The sequence below is a fragment of the Nonomuraea sp. NPDC003709 genome, assembly GCF_040610775.1.
Taxonomy (GTDB): Bacteria; Actinomycetota; Actinomycetes; order Streptosporangiales; family Streptosporangiaceae; genus Nonomuraea; species Nonomuraea angiospora_A.
The window spans coordinates 252,503-268,875 of sequence record NZ_JBEXMW010000010.1 but is presented as its reverse complement, the minus strand read 5'-3'; the positions used below and the strand labels follow the sequence as shown (position 1 = coordinate 268,875).

Here is a 16,373-nt window from a genome sequence, read left to right as displayed (position 1 = left end):
CACCATCAGACAAGAGTGTGTTCAAAAGTGTTGTTTCACGACATTTAGTGGTTCGGTGTGTTCGTGGAGATCCGTCACCTCGGCCCGGGGCACCCAGAGGCGGTACACGCCCCGCTCGACGCGCTCCAGCCCGAGCTCCACCGCCGCGGGCGCGGACCCGCCCAGGTATTCGAGCAGCAGCCGCCCGTCACGCTCGCCGTGCACGTGGAAGCGCTCTCCCCGCCAGGTGCACACCGTCGTCACGAAGTCCAGGGCCGCGCACTCGGACGCGGGCACCGGGCGTACGTGGCAGCCGGGCTCGACCTCCTCGAACCCGTCCGCCGGCTCGGGGCTGCGCAGCCGGATCCACAGTTCCAGGGAGTGCGGCTCGGGGCTGGCCACGTAGTCCGCCCCCTGCCAGCGGGCCCGGTAGAAGTGCCAGCTCATCCAGTCCGCCTCCCGACCAGCAGCCACCGGCCCAGGTCGCCGTGGTAGATCGCGCGCCGGTGCTCCGTCCCTCCCGAGGTGAGCTCCCAGATCTCCGCGCCGTGCGGCAGGCCCACGCCGTACACCTTGTACTCGCGGATGACCTGGTCGACGTTCGGCACCAGGCCCATCCCCACGAACGGCGGCTCCTCGACCACCCAGCCCGCCACCGCGGCCCTGCGCTCCTCGTCGGTCCCGCCGTAGGGGGTGCGGTAGCCGGCCAGGCCCACGGGGCGCCAGCGCAGGATGTTGAGCGAGCCGTTCTCGGTCAGCAGGTCCGGCTGCCCCAGCGCGTCGGCGAGCACGACGGGCGTCGCGATGTGCGAGACGTCCAGGGCGTGATGGCAGTAGCCGGAGACGCGCGGCTCGCCCCCGGTCAGCAGGTCATGGATGGCGGCGGGGGACAGCAGCTTCTGGACCGCCGGCACCCCCGAGCCGGGGTCGAGCACGAGATCCGCGGCCAGCGTGGGCACCGCCAGCCTGGCCACCGTCCCCGACTCCAGCATGAAGGCGGCCGTCAGCCCCGGATTGATCGCCAGCCCCCACCGCGGGTCCGGCCAGCCGGCCGCCAGCTCGACCAGCGACAGGACGCGGCAGTGCGTGGCGACGCCCCCGGTGGCCAGCCGCATCGCCTCCACGGAGGTGTAGGCGAGCAGCCACGTCCGCTCGGCGTCGGCGGCGGTCGCCCACGCGGGAGCCTCTGTCCCGTCCGCCGCGGCGGCGGTGATCGGCAGCGCCAGGTCCGCGTCGCGGAGCAGGCTCAGGCACAGCGCGTCCTGCCCGTCCCGGTGCGCCGCCCACAACCGCTCCTCGAACGGCGTGGCCGGTTCGTGATCACTCGACGTCATCCGCCCAGTTTGCCGGAGCGGAACGCGTCAACCCAGGGCGTGGTCGAGGTTGAAGGCGGCGCTGATCAGCGCCAGATGGGTGAACGCCTGGGGGAAGTTGCCGAGCTGCTCCCCTGAGCGCCCGATCTCCTCGGCGTACAGGCCCAGGTGATTGGCGTAGCTCAGGATGTTGTCGAAGACCCGGCGAGCCTCCTCCACCCGGCCCGCCCTGGCCAGCGCCTCGACGTACCAGAACGTGCAGATCGAGAACGTGCCCTCCGAGCCCTGCATCCCGTCGGGGCTGGCCTCGGGGTCGTAGCGGTACACCAGCGAGTCGGAGACCAGCCCGTCGGCGAGCGCGTCGAGCGTGGACAGCCACTTCGGGTCCATGGGCGAGACGAACTTGGCCAGGGGCATCATCAGCACCGACGCGTCCAGCACGTCATCGCCGAAATGCTGGACGAAGGCGTTCAGCGTGGCCGAATAGCCGTTCCGCATGATCTGGCGGTAGATGCCGTCGCGGGCCTCGCGCCAGCGCGGGATGTCGGCCGGGAGCCCGCGGTGGATGGCCATGCGCATGGCCCGCTCGATGGCCACCCAGCACATGAGCCTGGAGTAGACGAAGTTCTTGCGCCCGCCGCGGGTCTCCCAGATGCCTTCGTCCGGCTGGTCCCAGTTGTCGGAGACCCAGTCGACCAGCGTGCACAGCTCGTCCCAGCGGTCGCTGGAGATGGGCTTACCCCATTTGTCGTACAGGTAGACGGAGTCGATGAGCGCGCCGTAGATGTCCATCTGGAGCTGGTCCGCGGCGGCGTTGCCCACGCGTACCGGGGCCGATCCGCGGTAGCCCTCCAGGTGGGTGAGCTCGCGCTCCGGGAACTCGACGCGGCCGTCGATGCCGTACATGATCTGCAGCGGGGCCGACTGGTCGCCGCGGCCGAGCGTGACGTGCTCCGACAGGAAGTTCATGAACGCCTCGGCCTCTTCGGTGAAGCCCAGCCGCAGCAGCGCGTACACGCAGAAGGCCGCGTCGCGCACCCACACGTAGCGGTAGTCCCAGTTGCGCGGGCCGCCGATCTGCTCCGGCAGGCTCGTGGTGGGGGCCGCGACGATGCCGCCGGTCGGCGCGTACGTGAGCAGCTTCAGCGTCAGCGCCGAGCGGTGCACCATCTCCCGCCACCTGCCGCGGTAACGGGAGCCGGACAGCCACGACCGCCAGAACCGCACCGTGTCGGCCAGCTCCTGCTCGGCCTCGGCGAGCGCGCACGACTTCGGGCCGAGCCCCATGTCGGACCGGTCGAGGGCGAAGACGGCCTGCTCGCCCTCGGAGAGCGTGAACCATGCCCGCACGTCACGCCCGTCGCTCTCCAGCGGCACGGTCGAGGTCAAGGTCAGCGAGAGCCCGGATGACTCGAACGTGGCCCGGTCGTCGTACAGGCGCACGCTGTGCTCCTGCGCGGCGTAGTCGAACCGGGGCGCGACCAGCACGCGGAACGGCAGCGAGCCGCGTACGCAGACCAGCCGCCTGATCAGCCGGTGCCGGTCGGCCTCGTGCGTCTCCTCCTCGACGACCGGCATGAAGTCCTGGACCTCGGCCATCCCCTCGTCCGCGAAGAACCGGGTGACGAGCACGTTCGTGTCGGGGATGTAGAACTGTTTGGTCCGCATGTCGAGGTCGGCGGCCAGTTCGAAACAGCCGCCCCGCTCGGTGTCCAGGATCGAGCCGAAGACGCTCGGCGCATCGAAGCGCGGGCAGCAGTACCAGTCGATCGTGCCGTCCGTGCCGACCAGGGCGACCGTTCGCAGGTCGCCGATCAGCCCATGTTCGCCGATCGGCAGATATCCCATGACATCAAACTAGACCCGTCAAGGTCGGCAGTTGCCAAAACATCCGGCAAGGGATGTACTGCGTCGTGGGTCCGGACGGCCTCGGGGAGATTGCCACGATGGATTTCTCGATTCTGGGATCCTTACGCGTACAAGGCGCAGAAGGGCCCGTTCGGCTGAGCGCCAAGCAGCGCGCGGTGCTCAGCGTCCTGCTGCTCCACCCCAATGTCGTGATTTCAACCGAGCGCTTGGTCGCCGCCGTCTGGGACGACCCGCCGCGCTCCGCTGTGGCGAACCTCCAGACGTACGTCTCCCAGCTGCGCCGCGTCGTCAGCGGCACCGCGCTCCGCCTGCGCACGGAGCCCGCCGGGTACGCGTGCGAGCTGTCGCCCGACCGGCTCGACCTGCTCGCGTTCGAGGACCTCGTACGCCGGGCGCGGCGCGCGCGGCAGGCGGGCGAGCACCAGGCCGCGGAGCAGGCCTACAAGGCTGCGGTGTCCCTGTGGCGGGGCAGGCCCGCCGAGGACAGCCGGCTCGGCAGCGCCATGGAGCCCAGGATCGCCGAGCTGGAGGAGCAGCTCCTCCTGGCCAGGTCCGAGTGGATCGACGTCCGGCTGGAGCTCGGCGGGGAGGACCTGGTGGTCGAGCTGCGCACGCTGGTCGCCGCCCACCCGCTGCGCGAGCGGCTGTGGGCGCAGCTCATGCTGGCCCTGCACAGAAGCGGGCGGCGCAGCGAGGCGCTCGACGCCTTCCGCCAGGCCCGCGCGGTGCTCAGCAGCGAGCTGGGCATCGAGCCGGGCCGTGAGCTGGCCGACCTGCACGCCGCCCTGCTGGCCGGCGATCCCGCGCCGAGCGCCCCGGTCTCCCCGCGCGTGCCGCTGTGCCAGCTGCCCGCCGACACCTCCGACTTCGTGGGCCGCAAGGCCGAGCTGGACGTGCTGCTCCCCGCCGCGCGGGCCCGGCCGGAACGGATGTCGCCGCCCATCGTGGTCGTCTCGGGGCTGCCGGGAGTGGGGAAGACCACGCTCACCGTGCACGCGGCGCACCTGTTACGCGCCGACTACCCCGACGGGCAGGTCTTCCTGCGGCTGGGCCGGGACGCGGCCGGCCCGCGGCGGCCGGAGGACCTGCTCGGCGAGCTGCTGCGCTCGCTGGGCGTGGACGGCACGCTGGTCCCGGGGCCGCTGGAGGAGCGGGCGAGCCTGCTCAGGCAGCGCCTGGCCGACATGGGCGTGCTCATCGTGCTCGACGACGCCCAGGACGAGACGCAGGTGCGCCACCTGCTGCCGGGCACCGCGCGCAGCTGCGTGCTGGTGACGTCCAGGTCGCGGCTGCCCGCCCTGGAAGGGGCCACCCGGCTGCAGCTCGACCTGCCCGGCGAGCACGACGCCCGGCTGCTGCTGGAACGGGTGGCGGGCGGGGCGCGCTTCCGCGCGGCGCCGGAGGCCGCGCGGGCGATCCTGAAGGCCTGCGGGCTGCTGCCGCTGGCGATCAGGGTGGCGGGCGCGCGGCTGGCGATCCGCCCGTCCTGGCCGGTCGGCGTGTTCGCCAGCAGGCTCGAGGACCGGCGGCTCGACGAGCTGATCGTGGGCGGGCTGGACGTGCGGGGCACGTTCGGGGAGAGCTACGCGGCCCTGCCGGAGCCGGCGCGGCGGGCGTTCCGGCTGCTGGGGCTGGCCGACCTGGGGAGCATCGCCGAGTGGTCGGCGGCGGCCCTGCTCGGCTCGTCCGGGCTGGAGGCGGACGCGGCGCTGGAGACGCTGGTCGCCAGGGGGATGCTCGACTCGGGCGAGGTCGACGGGGCGGGACAGCCGCGTTACCGCCTGCACGACCTGTTACGCGTGTACGCCGAAGAGCGGGCCCGGGTCGAGGACGACCTGGAGGAGCAGCGGGCGGCGCTGACCCGGCACGTGCTGGAGTGCCTGCGCCGGCTCAGGGCGGCCACCAGCGACCTGCCCATCCCGACCGCGCCGCCCTTTCCTCAGGCCGAGGCGATCGACGGGGTCGGGATCGCGTGGCTGGCCGCCGAGCGCAGGACGCTCGTCCACAGCGTGTCGGCGGCCGTCGAGCTGGGGATGGCGGAGGAGGCGGCCGAGCTGGCGCACCACCTGTCGGCGTACCTGAACCTGGAGGGGTTCTTCGACGACGTGGAGCGGCTGCAGGGGATCGTGATCGCGGCGGCGCCGAGCGAGCGGATCGCGCTGCGGGCCGAGCTGGTGCTGGCCGGGGTGCCGCTGGCGCGCGGGGCCTACGGGTCGGCGGGAGAGCACTTCCATCGGATATATCAGGACTGCTTGCGGATCGGGGACTCGCACGGGGCCGCGTACGCGCTGATCAACCGGGCGGCCTGCCTCCACGGGGCCGGGCTGTTCGAGGAAGGGCTGGACGAGGCGTACCGGGCCATCGCCCTGATGGAGGAGCTGGGTGACGAGGGCGGGCTCGACTACGCCTGGACGTGGCCTGTCTGGATCCACATGGAGCTGGGCCGGTACGGCGAGGCGGTGCGGCTCTGCCAGGAGCGGCTGGCCAAGGCGGGGGAGGACCGGCGGGCCCGCGGTGACCTGCTGCGGGCCCTGGGCACCGCCTGCTACCTGCGCGGCGAGGTGGCCGAGGCCGTGTGGTGCTACCAGGAGAGCCTGGTGGTCAGCGAGATGATCGGGGATCGCGTCGCGTCCAGCAAGGTGCTGCGCAGGCTCGGCGAGGCGCTGGGGGCGCTCGGGCGGTTCGGCGAGGCCGTGGACGCGCTCGACCGGGCCAGGTCGCTCTTCCGCGAGTGCGGGGACGGGCTGGGGGAGGCGCTGGCCACGTACGCGCTGGGGGAGGTGCGGCTGCGGCAGGGGCGCGCCGCGGAGGCGCTCGGCCTGCTGGTCACCGCCCGCGACGGGCTCGGGCCCGGCGGGCCGCCGGCCTGGCGGGCCCGCGTGCTCAGGGAGCTCGGCCGCGCGTACGCCGAGCTGGGGGAGCACCCGTGCGCGGCGGCGGTGTGGCGCGAGTCGGCCGAGCTGTTCGAGAGCGGGCCGGAACGGGCCCAGGTCGAGGGCTTCCTGAACGAGGCCCAGGGCTGACCTACTCGGCCGGGCGGTGCCGTACCACGGGGACGGTTGCGAGGCCCGACTGCCGTGCCGCCCGCCGGGCGCTTCCCGGCGTGGAGCCCTCGCCCACGATCTCGCCGTCGGCCAGCGCCACCCACACGCCCGCGGGGATCATCTCGCCCAGCGCCCGCTCCACCACCGGCCGCGACGGCGCCGGGACCGGGCGGGTGCGCCAGAAGAGCCACTGCGCGACGATGAGCGGGCCGAGCGGGGTCAGCAGCGGTATCGCGCCGCTCCCGGACAGGAAGGCCGTGGCCGCGACGGCCAGCAGCGCGGCGTCGATCCCGGCGGCCAGCCAGCCGGCGCGCCGGCCGTACCTCTTGTACGCCACCAGCGGCCACAACGTGAGCATGAGGCAGTCGCCCAGCCCGACGAGCGAGGCGTCGGCGCCGTAGCGGGTGGCCAGCACCGGCGCGAACGGCAGCCCGTCCAGCCGCGCCACGAAGTCGAGCGTGAGCGAGCTGAGCCCGGTGGCGAGCGTGTCGTAGCAGGTCAGCGCGGCGGCCAGGGCGGCCACCTGGGCCGGGGTGACGGCCGTCTGGACCCAGAGGTTGACCACGCCGACGACGAGCAGGATCACCGCCACGTCGTTCAGCACGAGGACGGCGGGCTCCCAGCCGGCGAAGTACGCGGCCACGTCGCCGCCGACCAGCACCGCCGCCGCGATCGCCGCCGTCCGCCCGCCGAGCACCGGCGCCAGCGTGAGCTGCGCGAGCGTGAACACCACGATGCCGAAGATCGTCACGACGATGCCGACGGGGATGTGCAGGTACGCGAACGGCATCGCCACCAGCGCCACGATCATGACGGCGATGTCGGACCCGACGAACTTGCCGACCGGCGGTCGCGGGATCTCGTACCGGGACAGGAACAGGGCCGCCAGCGCGACGGTCAGCGCGATGAGCGTGTGCAGGCCCAGGACGTGCGCGGTCATCGGACTCCGATCGGGAGGTGCGCGGCGTGCTCGAAGCTCTGCTCGATCAGGTCCGCCCGGACGTGGCAGGGGCGCGGCAGGTCGTCCGGGCTCTCGACCAGCACGATGCCCTTGAGCTTCGTCGCGGCGGCCCGCTCCTCCAGCCGGCGGAGCAGCGCCGGGTCGTCCTTGCCCGACACGACGTGCAGGATCCCGTCCTCGACCGCGAACCTGGTCGGCAGCGGCAGCGCGTGCTCGGCCTGCAGCAGGTCCAGCACGTCACGGGTGGTCACGTCGCCGTCCACGGCGCGTCCCAGGATGCGGGAGGTCGCCGGGATCGCCGCCAGCGCGCACGTGGGCGGCTCGGGCAGGGTTCTGACCAGGTCGCCGGTGACGTACCGGAGCAGCAGCGTGGTGTCGCGGAAGGTGGAGTACGGGGTGACGACCAGGACGCCGAGCGCGTCCGGCCCGGCGGGCTCCATGGTGACCGGGTCGAGCACCTCGATCAGGCCCTGGTCGGAGGGCAGATGCAGGTGGCCGTCATCGCACACCCGCCCGGTGACGGGCGCGATCTCGGTCATGGAGTAGCCGTCGTAGACCCTGGCGCCCAGGGCCTCTTCGGCGCGCAGGCGCAGCGCGTCGGTGAGCACCTCGCCGCCGGACGTCACCTCGATGAGCCCGAAGTCGCGCGGGCTCCAGCCACCGCGCTCGGCCTCCTGCACCAGCGCGGCCAGATAGGAGGCGGTCACGTTCAGGTGCGTGATGAGGGGCTGCTTGCCGGGGACGTGCATCGGCGTGGCCAGCCGGTCGAGGGTGGCGCGCGGGTCGATCATGCCGAGGTGCACGAAGCCCGCGCCCGTCATCGGCACCGCCCGCTCGGCCACGATCTGGGCGATGGAACGGGAGCTGATGGCGTTGGCCCACAGGTGCTCGGAGCGCAGGCCGCCGTTCAGCATCGCGGCGAGCGCGGCCATCGACGACATCAGCTCGATCTCGTACGCGGAGAACCACACGAGCGTGGGGCTGCCGGTCGTGCCGGTCGTGTGCGCGAGCACGGCGGGACGGGCCAGCTCGGAGACGAACGCGGCGGACATGCCGCGCAGTGCCTGCTTGGGGGTGGGGGCGATGCCGGCCAGGTCGTCCGACTCGAGACCGCGGTAGTACGGGACCTCCGCGCGGGCGTGCCTGATCGTGCGGCGCAGGCGCCGCTTGGTGAGGTCCTCCTGGATCTCCGGGTCGGCGGCGGCGAGCATGTCGTCGGAGCCCTCGCCGGGCGATCCGAACGCCTCCATGGTCGCCCGCGTGTCCTCCACCAGCGCCCGCACGTCCTTGATCCGGAACCTGCGGCCGGACATCATCGTCCACGCGTAGCCCAGTTGCCGCACCGCTGTGCCGAACACGCCTCGCCCTCCTGTCGCGATGGTGCAGAGTGTCCCCCGGGCCCGGAGCGCCCGGGGGGACACCTGGGTGTCAGCCGTTGAGGACGAAAACCGCGGTCGACAGCGTGCTGATGGCGTACTTGGCGTACCGGCGAACAGTCTTGACCATGGGACTCTCCCTCGTTGTTCGGGACAGGGGGGCTTCTCGCGCCCCTCTGCGGTAAACGATCAGCCCGGGTCCTACAGGGTCGCTACAAGCCCGCTACAACCCTGCGCCGCCGCAGGACCAGGCCGGTTGCGGAGGCGAGGACGAGCAGGCCCCCCACCCCCACCAGCACCCGCCCGTCGGGCCCCGCCTCACCACCGCCACCCGTGTCGGCCGCGCCCGCCGGGGTTTTGGTCTTCGCGTCCGTCTCGCTGGGGCTGGCGCTCGTGGTCTCGCCGGTTCCGGGGATGCTGAGGGGGTATTCCGTCCGGGCGCCCTCGTTCTTGACCTCGCACTCGATCGCGCGATCGCTGGGGGTGGTGCCGAAGTTGATGGAGGCCGCGTGCACGGTGCCGGTGCCCGGGTTCTTGGGTGTCGTCTTCATGTCGACCGTCGTCGCGGGGAGTCGGACGGGTGCCCCGGGGATGATCGGCTCGAGCTCGGCGACGCCGGTGGCCGACGTCAGCTTGTCGATGCCGCTGATGCCCGCGTACGCGTACAGCTTGAGGCCGTCCTCCAGGCCCGTGGCGGGTGCACGTAACTCGGAGCCCTCCACGTACGTGCCGTGCCAGCCGATGGCCATCTGCTCGCCTACCTGCGCGTCCGTGGGCACCTTCAGCTCGACCTCGACTTTCACGTCCTGTGTCTGGCCCGTGGCGCGGACCTTGCACGCGTACTCCACGACGTCGGCCCGGGCGGTGGCGGACGAGAGCAACAGGGTGGCGGCTGGGACGAGCAGCAGAACACGCACGGCGACTCCTTGCGACGGATGGGGACCATGAGGAGACGGTGCAGGGGGACGCCTGGTTGACAGCTCCGGCCGCAATAGGGTGACGGTATGGGGTTCATCGTCACCACCGGTGCCACCGGCCGCCTCGGCGGGCGGGTGGCCGCGCTGCTCGCCGCCGCCGGGGTCGAGCAGCGGCTCGTCTCACGGCAGGCCGACCGCGTCGCCCCGCTCGCGGGCGCGAGCGCGGTCAGCGCCGAGTACGGCGATCCCGGCGCGGTGCGGCGGGCCCTCGAAGGGGCCTCGACCGTGCTGTTCGTGTCCGCGTCGGAGAGCGCCGACCGCCTCGACCGGCATCGCACGTTCGTGGACGCCGCCCGCGACGCCGGTGTCGCCCATCTGGTGTACATCTCGTTCTACGGCGCCGCCCCGGACGCCACGTTCACGCTGGCGCGCGACCATTGGGCCACCGAGCAGCACATTCGCGACAGCGGCCTGCCCTTCACCTTCCTGCGTGACAACCTGTACGCCGACTTCCTGCCGGGCATGGCGGGGGAGGACGGCGTGATCCGCGGCCCGGCCGGTCAGGGGCGGGTCGCGGCGGTGGCCCAGGACGACATCGCGGAGGCGGCAGCCGCGGTCCTGCTGGATCCGGGCGCGCACGAGGGTGCGACCTACGACCTCACCGGGCCGCAGGCCCTGACGCTGGACGAGGTGGCCGCCTCGCTGACCAGGGCGACCGGGCGCGCGATCACGTACCACCCGGAGACGGTCGAAGAGGCTTACGAGTCACGCCGCGGCTACAACGCGCCCGCGTGGCAGGTGGCGGCGTGGGTGTCGACGTACGAGGCCATCGCCGCCGGTGAGCTGGAGGGGGTCGGCGACGCGATCCCCACGCTCACCGGGCACGCCGCGACCACGTTCGAGGAGCTCCTGGCCAGGGGCCAAGGCTAGTCCGGCCACTCCTCGCCCCAGCTCTCGCTGTTGCTGCAGATCTTCACCGTGGCGCTCTTCGTGAACCTCGTCGGGGTGACCACCTCGAAGACGATGTTGTACGTCCCGGCCCCCTTCCAGGTGATGGACGGCAGCAGGGGTTTCGACGACGACGTGCCCTCCTGCCTGCCCTGGTTCTGGCCGTTGACGAGCCACCGGTAGCTGTAGGTGCCCGTGGCCGAGACCGTGGCCCAGATGTTCGTGTCGTTGCGCCAGCAGTCGCTCAGCTTGTAGCCCTCGTACCTGAAGGACACCGACTTCACCCCGCCGCCGCCGCTGGTCGCGGTCGGTTTGGAGGTGCTGGGTTTCGTGGTCGGTCTGGACGTTCGGCTGACGGTGGGCTCGGAGGTGGGCTCGGCGGTGGGGCGGGTCGCGGTGGTGGCCTTGGGGGTTGTGGAGGTCTTGGGCGTTTTCGGGGTTTTGGAGGTCTTCGTGCTCTTGGTGGGGTGCGGGGTCTTGGCGGATCCCTTCGCCCCGGTGCCCGAGCCGGAGACGGTCGGGGTGGAGGCCGTGACGATGTTGGCGGTGGTGGCACGGCCGGGCCACCACGGCGCCCAGGCCCAGGCGGCCACCACGGTGCCGGTCACGACGACCGCGGTCCCGCCGGCCAGGAACGCGAGGATGCGCCCGTTGCCGGAGGATCCCCGTCCCGGGTTGGTCCGGAGGTGGGCGATCGGCGGCTGAAAGGGGCCACCGGGGTGATGCGCGGGTCCCCGGTACGGGCCAGGCCCATGGGGTCCGCCCGGGACGGCCCCATATGCGGGCCCTCCCGGAAACGCCCCCGGACCCGCATGTCCTGATCCCATGGGCGCCACGCCCGGACCCGCCGATCCTTGCGGCACCGGGCCGCCCGGGAACGCCCCCGGCCCCGGTCCTGGTGAGGCCGGATGGGCTGAACCGCGTGGCGGAGGGGCCTGGCCGCCGATCAGCTGGAAGAGGACGTCGTGCATGGCCGGGCGGGCCGCCGGATCCTTGGCCAGGCAGGCGTACACGATCGAGCGCAGCGGCTCCGGCACCCCGCCGAGCTGCGGCTCCTCGTACTGGATCCGTCTGAGCACCGCGGGCACGGAGTCGTTGCCGAACGGCGGGGCGCCCGTGGTCGCGTACACCATAACGGCCCCCCACGCGAACACGTCCACCGCCGGACCCGCGGCGGCGCCCATGAACTGCTCGGGCGCCATGTACGCGGGCGTCCCCACGACGCTGCTGGTACGGGTCAGCGCCGCGTCCATGGCGCGGGCGATGCCGAAGTCGATGACGCGCGGCCCGTCGCGTCCGAGCAGGACGTTCGCGGGCTTGAAGTCCCGGTGGACGACGCCGGCCCGGTGGATGGCGGCCAGCGCGGTGGCCGTGGCGACGGCGAGCCGTTGCAGGTCGGCTCCGCTGTGGCGGCCTGCCTGGTGGAGTGAGGGGCCGTCCACGTACTCGGTCACGATGTACGGTCGTGGGCCGCCCAGCGAGGCGTCCAGCACCTGCGCGATGCAGAACGGCTCCACCCGCCGCGCGGCCGCGATCTCCTTCGCGAACCGGCCGTCACCAGGCAGCCCCTCATGCAGCGCCTTGACGGCGACCCGGGTGCCGTCGGGGGCGGTGGCCAGGTAGACCACGCCCTGGCCGCCCTCGCCGAGCTGCTTGACGACCCGGTACGGGCCGATGGCCTCCGGCATCATCATGTCGGGATGGCGCAGACGTTGAACGACACGCTCTTCTGCGTCGCCGACGGGGAGGTGACCTTGAGGGCGACCGTGTGGCGCCCGGCCTTGAGCATGTACTGGCCGGAGGTCGCGAACGCGGTGTACCCGCCCTCGGACACCCACGACCTGTTCCCCGTGACCGCCTTGCCGTCCAGCAGCCACTTGTAGGAGACCCACACCTTCTGCCGGGTCGACTCCACGTTGGTCTGGAAGTGGACCGGCGGCATGTAGCAGCCGCTTCCCTGGCTCTGGCCGGGGCCGCCGAACAGCTCGATCTCGAGGATGCTGACCCTGGCGTTCGCGACCGGCTTCTTGGTGGTCTTGGTGGGGGTGGGAGCCACGGTCGGGCGCGCCGTGGTGCGCTTGGGAGTGGGCGTCGCCGACGGTGGCGTGGACGTGACCTTGGGGGTGATCTTCTGGGTGGGTTTGGGGGTGGGCTTGCGGGTCTTCCGGGGTGGCGTCTTCGTGGCCGGGGGCTCCGTGGTCTTGGTGGCGGCGGACGGGCTGAGCTGATCGGCGGCGAACGACGCCTGACCGGTCTGCTTCGACCAGGGGGCAAGCCAGACGACGCCACCGACCAGCGCCACCACCATGACCCCCGACACACCCACGGCCACCGGAAGCACAACCCGCCGCCCAGCCACCCCCCGCCGCCCCGGCCCTGGCCCATACCCCTGACCTGGCCCGGGCACCGGTCCTTGCCCCGGCACCGGCCCACGTCCCGGCCCGGGAATCGGCCCTTGCCCCGGCACCGACCCCTGCATCGGCACCGACCCCTGCATCGGCACCGGCCCGTTCCCAGCCCCGAAAACCTGCCCCGGCCCCGGAATCGGACCTTGCCCTGGCACCGACCCGTAACCCCGCGCCTGCCCCTGCCCTGCGGATCCTGGCATCGGACCGGACCCCGCTCCCTGGGGGACCCCGGCCATCGGACCCTGCCCCCCGGAGTTCTGCCCGCTCAGCAGTCGCAGGATGACGTCCCGCATCGTCGGCCGGGCATGCGGATCCTTGGCCAGACAGTCGTACAGGATGCCCCGTAACGGATGCGGGACGTCGCCGAGCTGGGGTTCGTTGTGGAGGATGCGGTTGATGATGGCCGGCAGCGTGTCCTGCCCGAACGGCGGCGTCCCGTTGGCCGCCCACGCCATGACCGACGCCCAGGCGAACACGTCCGCCGCCGGCCCCACCGACTGCCCCGCCAGTTGCTCGGGCGCCATGTACGCGGGCGTGCCGACGATGCTGCTGGTGTGCGTGAGGGCGTCGTCCATGGCCCGGGCGATGCCGAAGTCGATGACGCGCGGCCCGCCGGGACCGAGCAGGACGTTCGCGGGCTTGAAGTCCCGGTGCACGATGCCCGCCTGGTGGATGGCGGCCAGCGCGGTGGCCGTGGCGACGGCGAGCCGTTGCAGGTCGGCTCCGCTGTGGCGGCCTGCCTGGTGGAGTGAGGGGCCGTCCACGTACTCGGTCACGATGTACGGTCGTGGGCCGCCCAGCGAGGCGTCCAGCACCTGCGCGATGCAGAACGGCTCCACCCGCCGCGCGGCCGCGATCTCCTTCGCCAGCCTGTCGTCGAACCCCGCACCCTCGCGCAGCACCTTGACCGCCACGGGGCTCCCGCCGGGAGCCTGCCCGAGGTAGACGGTCCCCTGGCCACCCGCGCCCAGCCGGCCGAACAGGCGGTATTCCCCTACTGTCGCTGGGTCATCCTCCCGCAGCGGTTCGACTTGCGGCATGAGAGAAGTGACTCCTGAGACGGGGGCGGCTGATCGTTACGTACGATAGCGACTGCATACGGATTTGTGGCGAAGTTCCGGATCTGTCGGAAACCTTCCGGTAATCCCGGGCGCGGCCAGAAGGGTGCGATCATGCCGCTGACCACGGACGACGAGTTGGAGGGCTCGCCCGTCGTGGCCAACAGCCTCATGAACCGCGAACGCCGCCTCCCCTCCTACAACCGAGAGCTCGGCATCGACGTCATCGACGTGCTCCGCGCCACGGAAGCCCGGCCGGCGCGCTGGCTGGACCTGTGCTGCGGCACGGCGAACGCCCTCAACGAGGCCACCGCACTGCTCGGACAGGACGCCGAGATCGTGGGCGTGGACCTGGTCGACTTCTTCGCCTGCCCGCCGACCCCGCCACGGCTGCGACTGATCACCGCCTCCGTCACCACGTGGCGCCCCGATACCCCGTTCGACCTCATCACCTGCGTACACGGCCTGCACTACATCGGCGACAAGCTCGCACTCCTGGCGAAGGCCGCCGACTGGCTCACCGAAGACGGCCTCTTCGTCGCGAACTTCGACACCCGCAGCATCCGCCTCCCGGACGACACCCCTGCCGGCCGCCCCCTGACCACCGCCCTGCGCTCGCAAGGGATGACGTACGACGGGCGCACGAGGAGGATCAGCTGCCGGGGCCGCAGACGCCTCGACCTCCCGTACCGCTACCTGGGCGCGGACGACCAGGCCGGCCCCAACTACACCGGCCAGCCCGCCGTCAACGCGCACTACGCCCCAGCCTGACCACCCCGGAACTGTCGGTGGAGCCTGGCAGAGTGTCCCCGAATCTTCAGACCGGCACCAGGGGCGAGTGCAGGCGCTGTGGCGGCCGTGCTCGTCACGGCTGTGAGCCTGTTTGCGCCGCCGGTGTGGCGCGTTCGTGACTAATCCGGATGAACTTTCCGCCGGGTCCACCACTCGAAGCATGCGTACCGTTCGACACAGGGGAGATCATCGTGATGAAGGTGCTTGTGGCGGTCCTGGCAGGCGGGGCACTGCTCACCGCCGGCGCGCCCGCGTTCGCCCAGTCCGCCCAGACCGCGCTGGGGCCCTACGGCTACGGCAAGGTCCGGCTCGGCATGAGCGAGAAGCAGGCCAAGGCGACCGGAGAGGTCGTGTTCAAGAAGGCCGGCGAGGCGGGCTCGTGCGCGGGCTGGGACCTGAAGGCCCTGCCCACCGGCAAGGACAATGTGGGCCTGTACGTCTCCAAGAAGCGTGGCGTGGCCCTGATCTTCGCCGCGAAGGGTGTCAAGACGCCCGAGGGCATCGGCCTCGGCTCCACGATGACGCAGATCAAGAAGGCGTACCCGGGCGTCAAGACCGCGGCGAGCGGTTACCCGTACGTGAGCGTCCCCGGCAACTCCAAGGCCAACTACTCGTTCCTGCTCTCCAAGGGCAAGGTCTACGAGCTGGCGCTCAGCCTCAAGACGCAGGACTGCGTCAACTGACCAAGCGATCCACACGGGGGTCGTAGGACCGCGTGCACCACGCCCCACCCCCATCGCGGCCGAGGCGGCGCCGGGGGAGTACGGCCGCGCACCGCTGGTGGAGTACGGCCGCGCATCGCCGGGTCGTCGTCAACGACGGGGGCGATGCCCGCAGTTGGCCGGTGTCGGCGTCGATGATCCTCGCCGTCCGTCCCCGCGAGCACGACGACCTGCGCATCCGCGCGGATCCGGCCGAAATCGGAAATCGGCCGGACGAACGGATGGGTGGCTGCGGGGACCGCTGTGCCGCCGAGATGTGCGCGGGCGTGTTGGCGGGCTTACTGCCGGGCCGCTGAGAAGGGGCACGGGCGCGTGGCGGCTGGCCGGCCGCGGCACTGGGGTGGGTGTGGGCGGGCGGTGGCTGGCCGGCCGCGGCGCTGGGGTGGGTGTGGGCGGGCGGTGGCTGGCCGGCCGCGGCGCTGGGGTGGGTGTGGGCGGGCGGTGGCCGGCCGGCCGCGGCACTGGGATGGGTGTGGGCATGGTGGTCGGACCGCCGTGGCGCCGAAGGGGTGCGGGCGGGTGGTGGCCGGACCGACATGGCACCGAGATGGGTGCTGGGCGTGTTGGTTTGGTGGTGGTTCGTGGCTGTCTGGTCGTGTTCGGTGGTGAGCCGTTGGGGACGGTCAGGGGAGTACGGAGCGGATGGCGTCCTCGGACCGGGCGACCACCGTTGTTCCGTCGTCGGCTGTGATGATCGGTCGCTGGATCAGGATCGGGTTCTCCGCCAGCGCCCCGATCCACCGGTCACGGGCGTCCGCGTCGCGCGGCCAGGTGGCCATGCCGAGCTCGGCCGCCCGCGCCTCGCCGGTCCTGGTGACGTCCCACGGTTCGAGGCCCAGCCGGGCCAGGACCGCGCGGATCTCGGCCTCGTTGGGCGGGTCCTCAAGGTAGCGGCGCACGGTGTACTCGGCGGCCTCGGCGTCCAGGATGGACAGCGCGGAGCGGCACTTCGAACACGCCGGATTGATCCAGATCTCCATGACACC

General features: G+C 72.2%; 14 protein-coding genes. 5 read left to right on the top strand and 9 right to left on the bottom strand.

Annotated features, from left to right (window positions below):
- Positions 1–21: 21 nt before the first annotated feature.
- The 3 genes from ABZX61_RS30100 to ABZX61_RS30090 are packed head-to-tail and all read right to left on the bottom strand — an operon-like array spanning position 22 to position 3,140.
- Entirely contained in the window at positions 22–426 is a 405-nt protein-coding gene (locus tag ABZX61_RS30100) for a hypothetical protein (protein ID WP_350728220.1), read from the bottom strand.
- A complete protein-coding gene (locus ABZX61_RS30095) occupies positions 423–1,313 on the bottom strand; it encodes an SseB family protein (protein ID WP_350728219.1) in 891 nt (296 codons plus the stop codon). The genes ABZX61_RS30100 and ABZX61_RS30095 overlap by 4 nt, the downstream gene beginning before the upstream one ends.
- A 27-nt stretch (positions 1,314–1,340) precedes the next feature.
- Positions 1,341–3,140: a glycoside hydrolase family 15 protein gene (locus tag ABZX61_RS30090; protein WP_355199543.1), complete on the bottom strand. Its 1,800-nt coding sequence runs from the start codon at positions 3,138–3,140 to the stop codon at positions 1,341–1,343.
- Positions 3,141–3,238: 98 nt separating this feature from the next.
- Here ABZX61_RS30090 and ABZX61_RS30085 point away from each other — a divergent pair, with 98 nt between their 5' ends.
- A complete protein-coding gene (locus ABZX61_RS30085; RefSeq protein WP_355199542.1) occupies positions 3,239–6,184 on the top strand; it encodes a BTAD domain-containing putative transcriptional regulator in 2,946 nt (981 codons plus the stop codon).
- A gap of 1 nt (position 6,185) precedes the next feature.
- Here ABZX61_RS30085 and ABZX61_RS30080 read toward each other — a convergent pair whose 3' ends face one another.
- From ABZX61_RS30080 to ABZX61_RS30070, 3 genes are all read right to left on the bottom strand, one after another.
- Entirely contained in the window at positions 6,186–7,145 is a 960-nt protein-coding gene (locus tag ABZX61_RS30080; protein WP_355199541.1) for a hypothetical protein, read from the bottom strand.
- Positions 7,142–8,524 carry an AMP-binding protein gene (locus ABZX61_RS30075; RefSeq protein WP_355199540.1) on the bottom strand — a complete coding sequence of 461 codons (1,383 nt, stop codon included), beginning with the start codon at positions 8,522–8,524 and terminating at the stop codon, positions 7,142–7,144. The genes ABZX61_RS30080 and ABZX61_RS30075 overlap by 4 nt, the downstream gene beginning before the upstream one ends.
- A 230-nt stretch (positions 8,525–8,754) precedes the next feature.
- Positions 8,755–9,459 (bottom strand): hypothetical protein, encoded by a 705-nt coding sequence (locus tag ABZX61_RS30070; RefSeq protein ID WP_355199539.1) that lies wholly within the window; start codon positions 9,457–9,459, stop codon positions 8,755–8,757.
- An 87-nt stretch (positions 9,460–9,546) separates the two neighbouring features.
- On the opposite strand from ABZX61_RS30070, the gene ABZX61_RS30065 reads away from it, so the two are divergent.
- Positions 9,547–10,389: an SDR family oxidoreductase gene (locus ABZX61_RS30065; protein WP_355199538.1), complete on the top strand. Its 843-nt coding sequence runs from the start codon at positions 9,547–9,549 to the stop codon at positions 10,387–10,389.
- Here the strand turns inward: ABZX61_RS30065 and ABZX61_RS30060 are convergent.
- The gene (locus tag ABZX61_RS30060) at positions 10,386–12,101 is read right to left on the bottom strand and encodes a protein kinase (RefSeq protein WP_355199537.1); all 1,716 of its coding nucleotides are present in this window, start codon (positions 12,099–12,101) and stop codon (positions 10,386–10,388) included. The genes ABZX61_RS30065 and ABZX61_RS30060 overlap by 4 nt on opposite strands.
- Positions 12,098–13,855 (bottom strand): protein kinase, encoded by a 1,758-nt coding sequence (locus ABZX61_RS30055; protein ID WP_355199536.1) that lies wholly within the window; start codon positions 13,853–13,855, stop codon positions 12,098–12,100. The genes ABZX61_RS30060 and ABZX61_RS30055 overlap by 4 nt, the downstream gene beginning before the upstream one ends.
- A gap of 132 nt (positions 13,856–13,987) precedes the next feature.
- Here ABZX61_RS30055 and ABZX61_RS30050 point away from each other — a divergent pair, with 132 nt between their 5' ends.
- The 3 genes from ABZX61_RS30050 (at position 13,988) to ABZX61_RS30040 (ending at position 15,683) form a co-directional block, all read left to right on the top strand.
- On the top strand, positions 13,988–14,644 hold the full coding sequence (locus ABZX61_RS30050; RefSeq protein WP_355199535.1) for a methyltransferase domain-containing protein: 657 nt from the start codon (positions 13,988–13,990) through the stop codon (positions 14,642–14,644).
- 215 nt (positions 14,645–14,859) lie between these two features.
- Entirely contained in the window at positions 14,860–15,348 is a 489-nt protein-coding gene (locus ABZX61_RS30045; protein WP_355199624.1) for a hypothetical protein, read from the top strand.
- A gap of 173 nt (positions 15,349–15,521) precedes the next feature.
- The gene (locus tag ABZX61_RS30040) at positions 15,522–15,683 is read left to right on the top strand and encodes a hypothetical protein (protein ID WP_355199534.1); all 162 of its coding nucleotides are present in this window, start codon (positions 15,522–15,524) and stop codon (positions 15,681–15,683) included.
- Positions 15,684–16,010: 327 nt separating this feature from the next.
- Here ABZX61_RS30040 and ABZX61_RS30035 read toward each other — a convergent pair whose 3' ends face one another.
- On the bottom strand, positions 16,011–16,367 hold the full coding sequence (locus ABZX61_RS30035) for an ArsC/Spx/MgsR family protein (RefSeq protein WP_355199533.1): 357 nt from the start codon (positions 16,365–16,367) through the stop codon (positions 16,011–16,013).
- Positions 16,368–16,373 lie beyond the last annotated feature (6 nt).

Excerpts from the sequence above, each read along its gene's own strand:
- ABZX61_RS30100 (WP_350728220.1), bottom strand. The coding sequence starts at position 426 with ATGAGCTGGCACTTCTACCGGGCCCGCTGGCAGGGGGCGGACTACGTG.
- ABZX61_RS30095 (WP_350728219.1), bottom strand. The coding sequence starts at position 1,313 with ATGACGTCGAGTGATCACGAACCGGCCACGCCGTTCGAGGAGCGGTTG.
- ABZX61_RS30090 (WP_355199543.1), bottom strand. The coding sequence starts at position 3,140 with ATGGGATATCTGCCGATCGGCGAACATGGGCTGATCGGCGACCTGCGA.
- ABZX61_RS30085 (WP_355199542.1), top strand. The coding sequence starts at position 3,239 with ATGGATTTCTCGATTCTGGGATCCTTACGCGTACAAGGCGCAGAAGGG.
- ABZX61_RS30080 (WP_355199541.1), bottom strand. The coding sequence starts at position 7,145 with ATGACCGCGCACGTCCTGGGCCTGCACACGCTCATCGCGCTGACCGTC.
- ABZX61_RS30065 (WP_355199538.1), top strand. The coding sequence starts at position 9,547 with ATGGGGTTCATCGTCACCACCGGTGCCACCGGCCGCCTCGGCGGGCGG.
- ABZX61_RS30060 (WP_355199537.1), bottom strand. The coding sequence starts at position 12,101 with ATGATGATGCCGGAGGCCATCGGCCCGTACCGGGTCGTCAAGCAGCTC.
- ABZX61_RS30055 (WP_355199536.1), bottom strand. The coding sequence starts at position 13,855 with ATGCCGCAAGTCGAACCGCTGCGGGAGGATGACCCAGCGACAGTAGGG.
- ABZX61_RS30050 (WP_355199535.1), top strand. The coding sequence starts at position 13,988 with ATGCCGCTGACCACGGACGACGAGTTGGAGGGCTCGCCCGTCGTGGCC.
- ABZX61_RS30045 (WP_355199624.1), top strand. The coding sequence starts at position 14,860 with ATGAAGGTGCTTGTGGCGGTCCTGGCAGGCGGGGCACTGCTCACCGCC.
- ABZX61_RS30040 (WP_355199534.1), top strand. The coding sequence starts at position 15,522 with ATGATCCTCGCCGTCCGTCCCCGCGAGCACGACGACCTGCGCATCCGC.
- ABZX61_RS30035 (WP_355199533.1), bottom strand. The coding sequence starts at position 16,367 with ATGGAGATCTGGATCAATCCGGCGTGTTCGAAGTGCCGCTCCGCGCTG.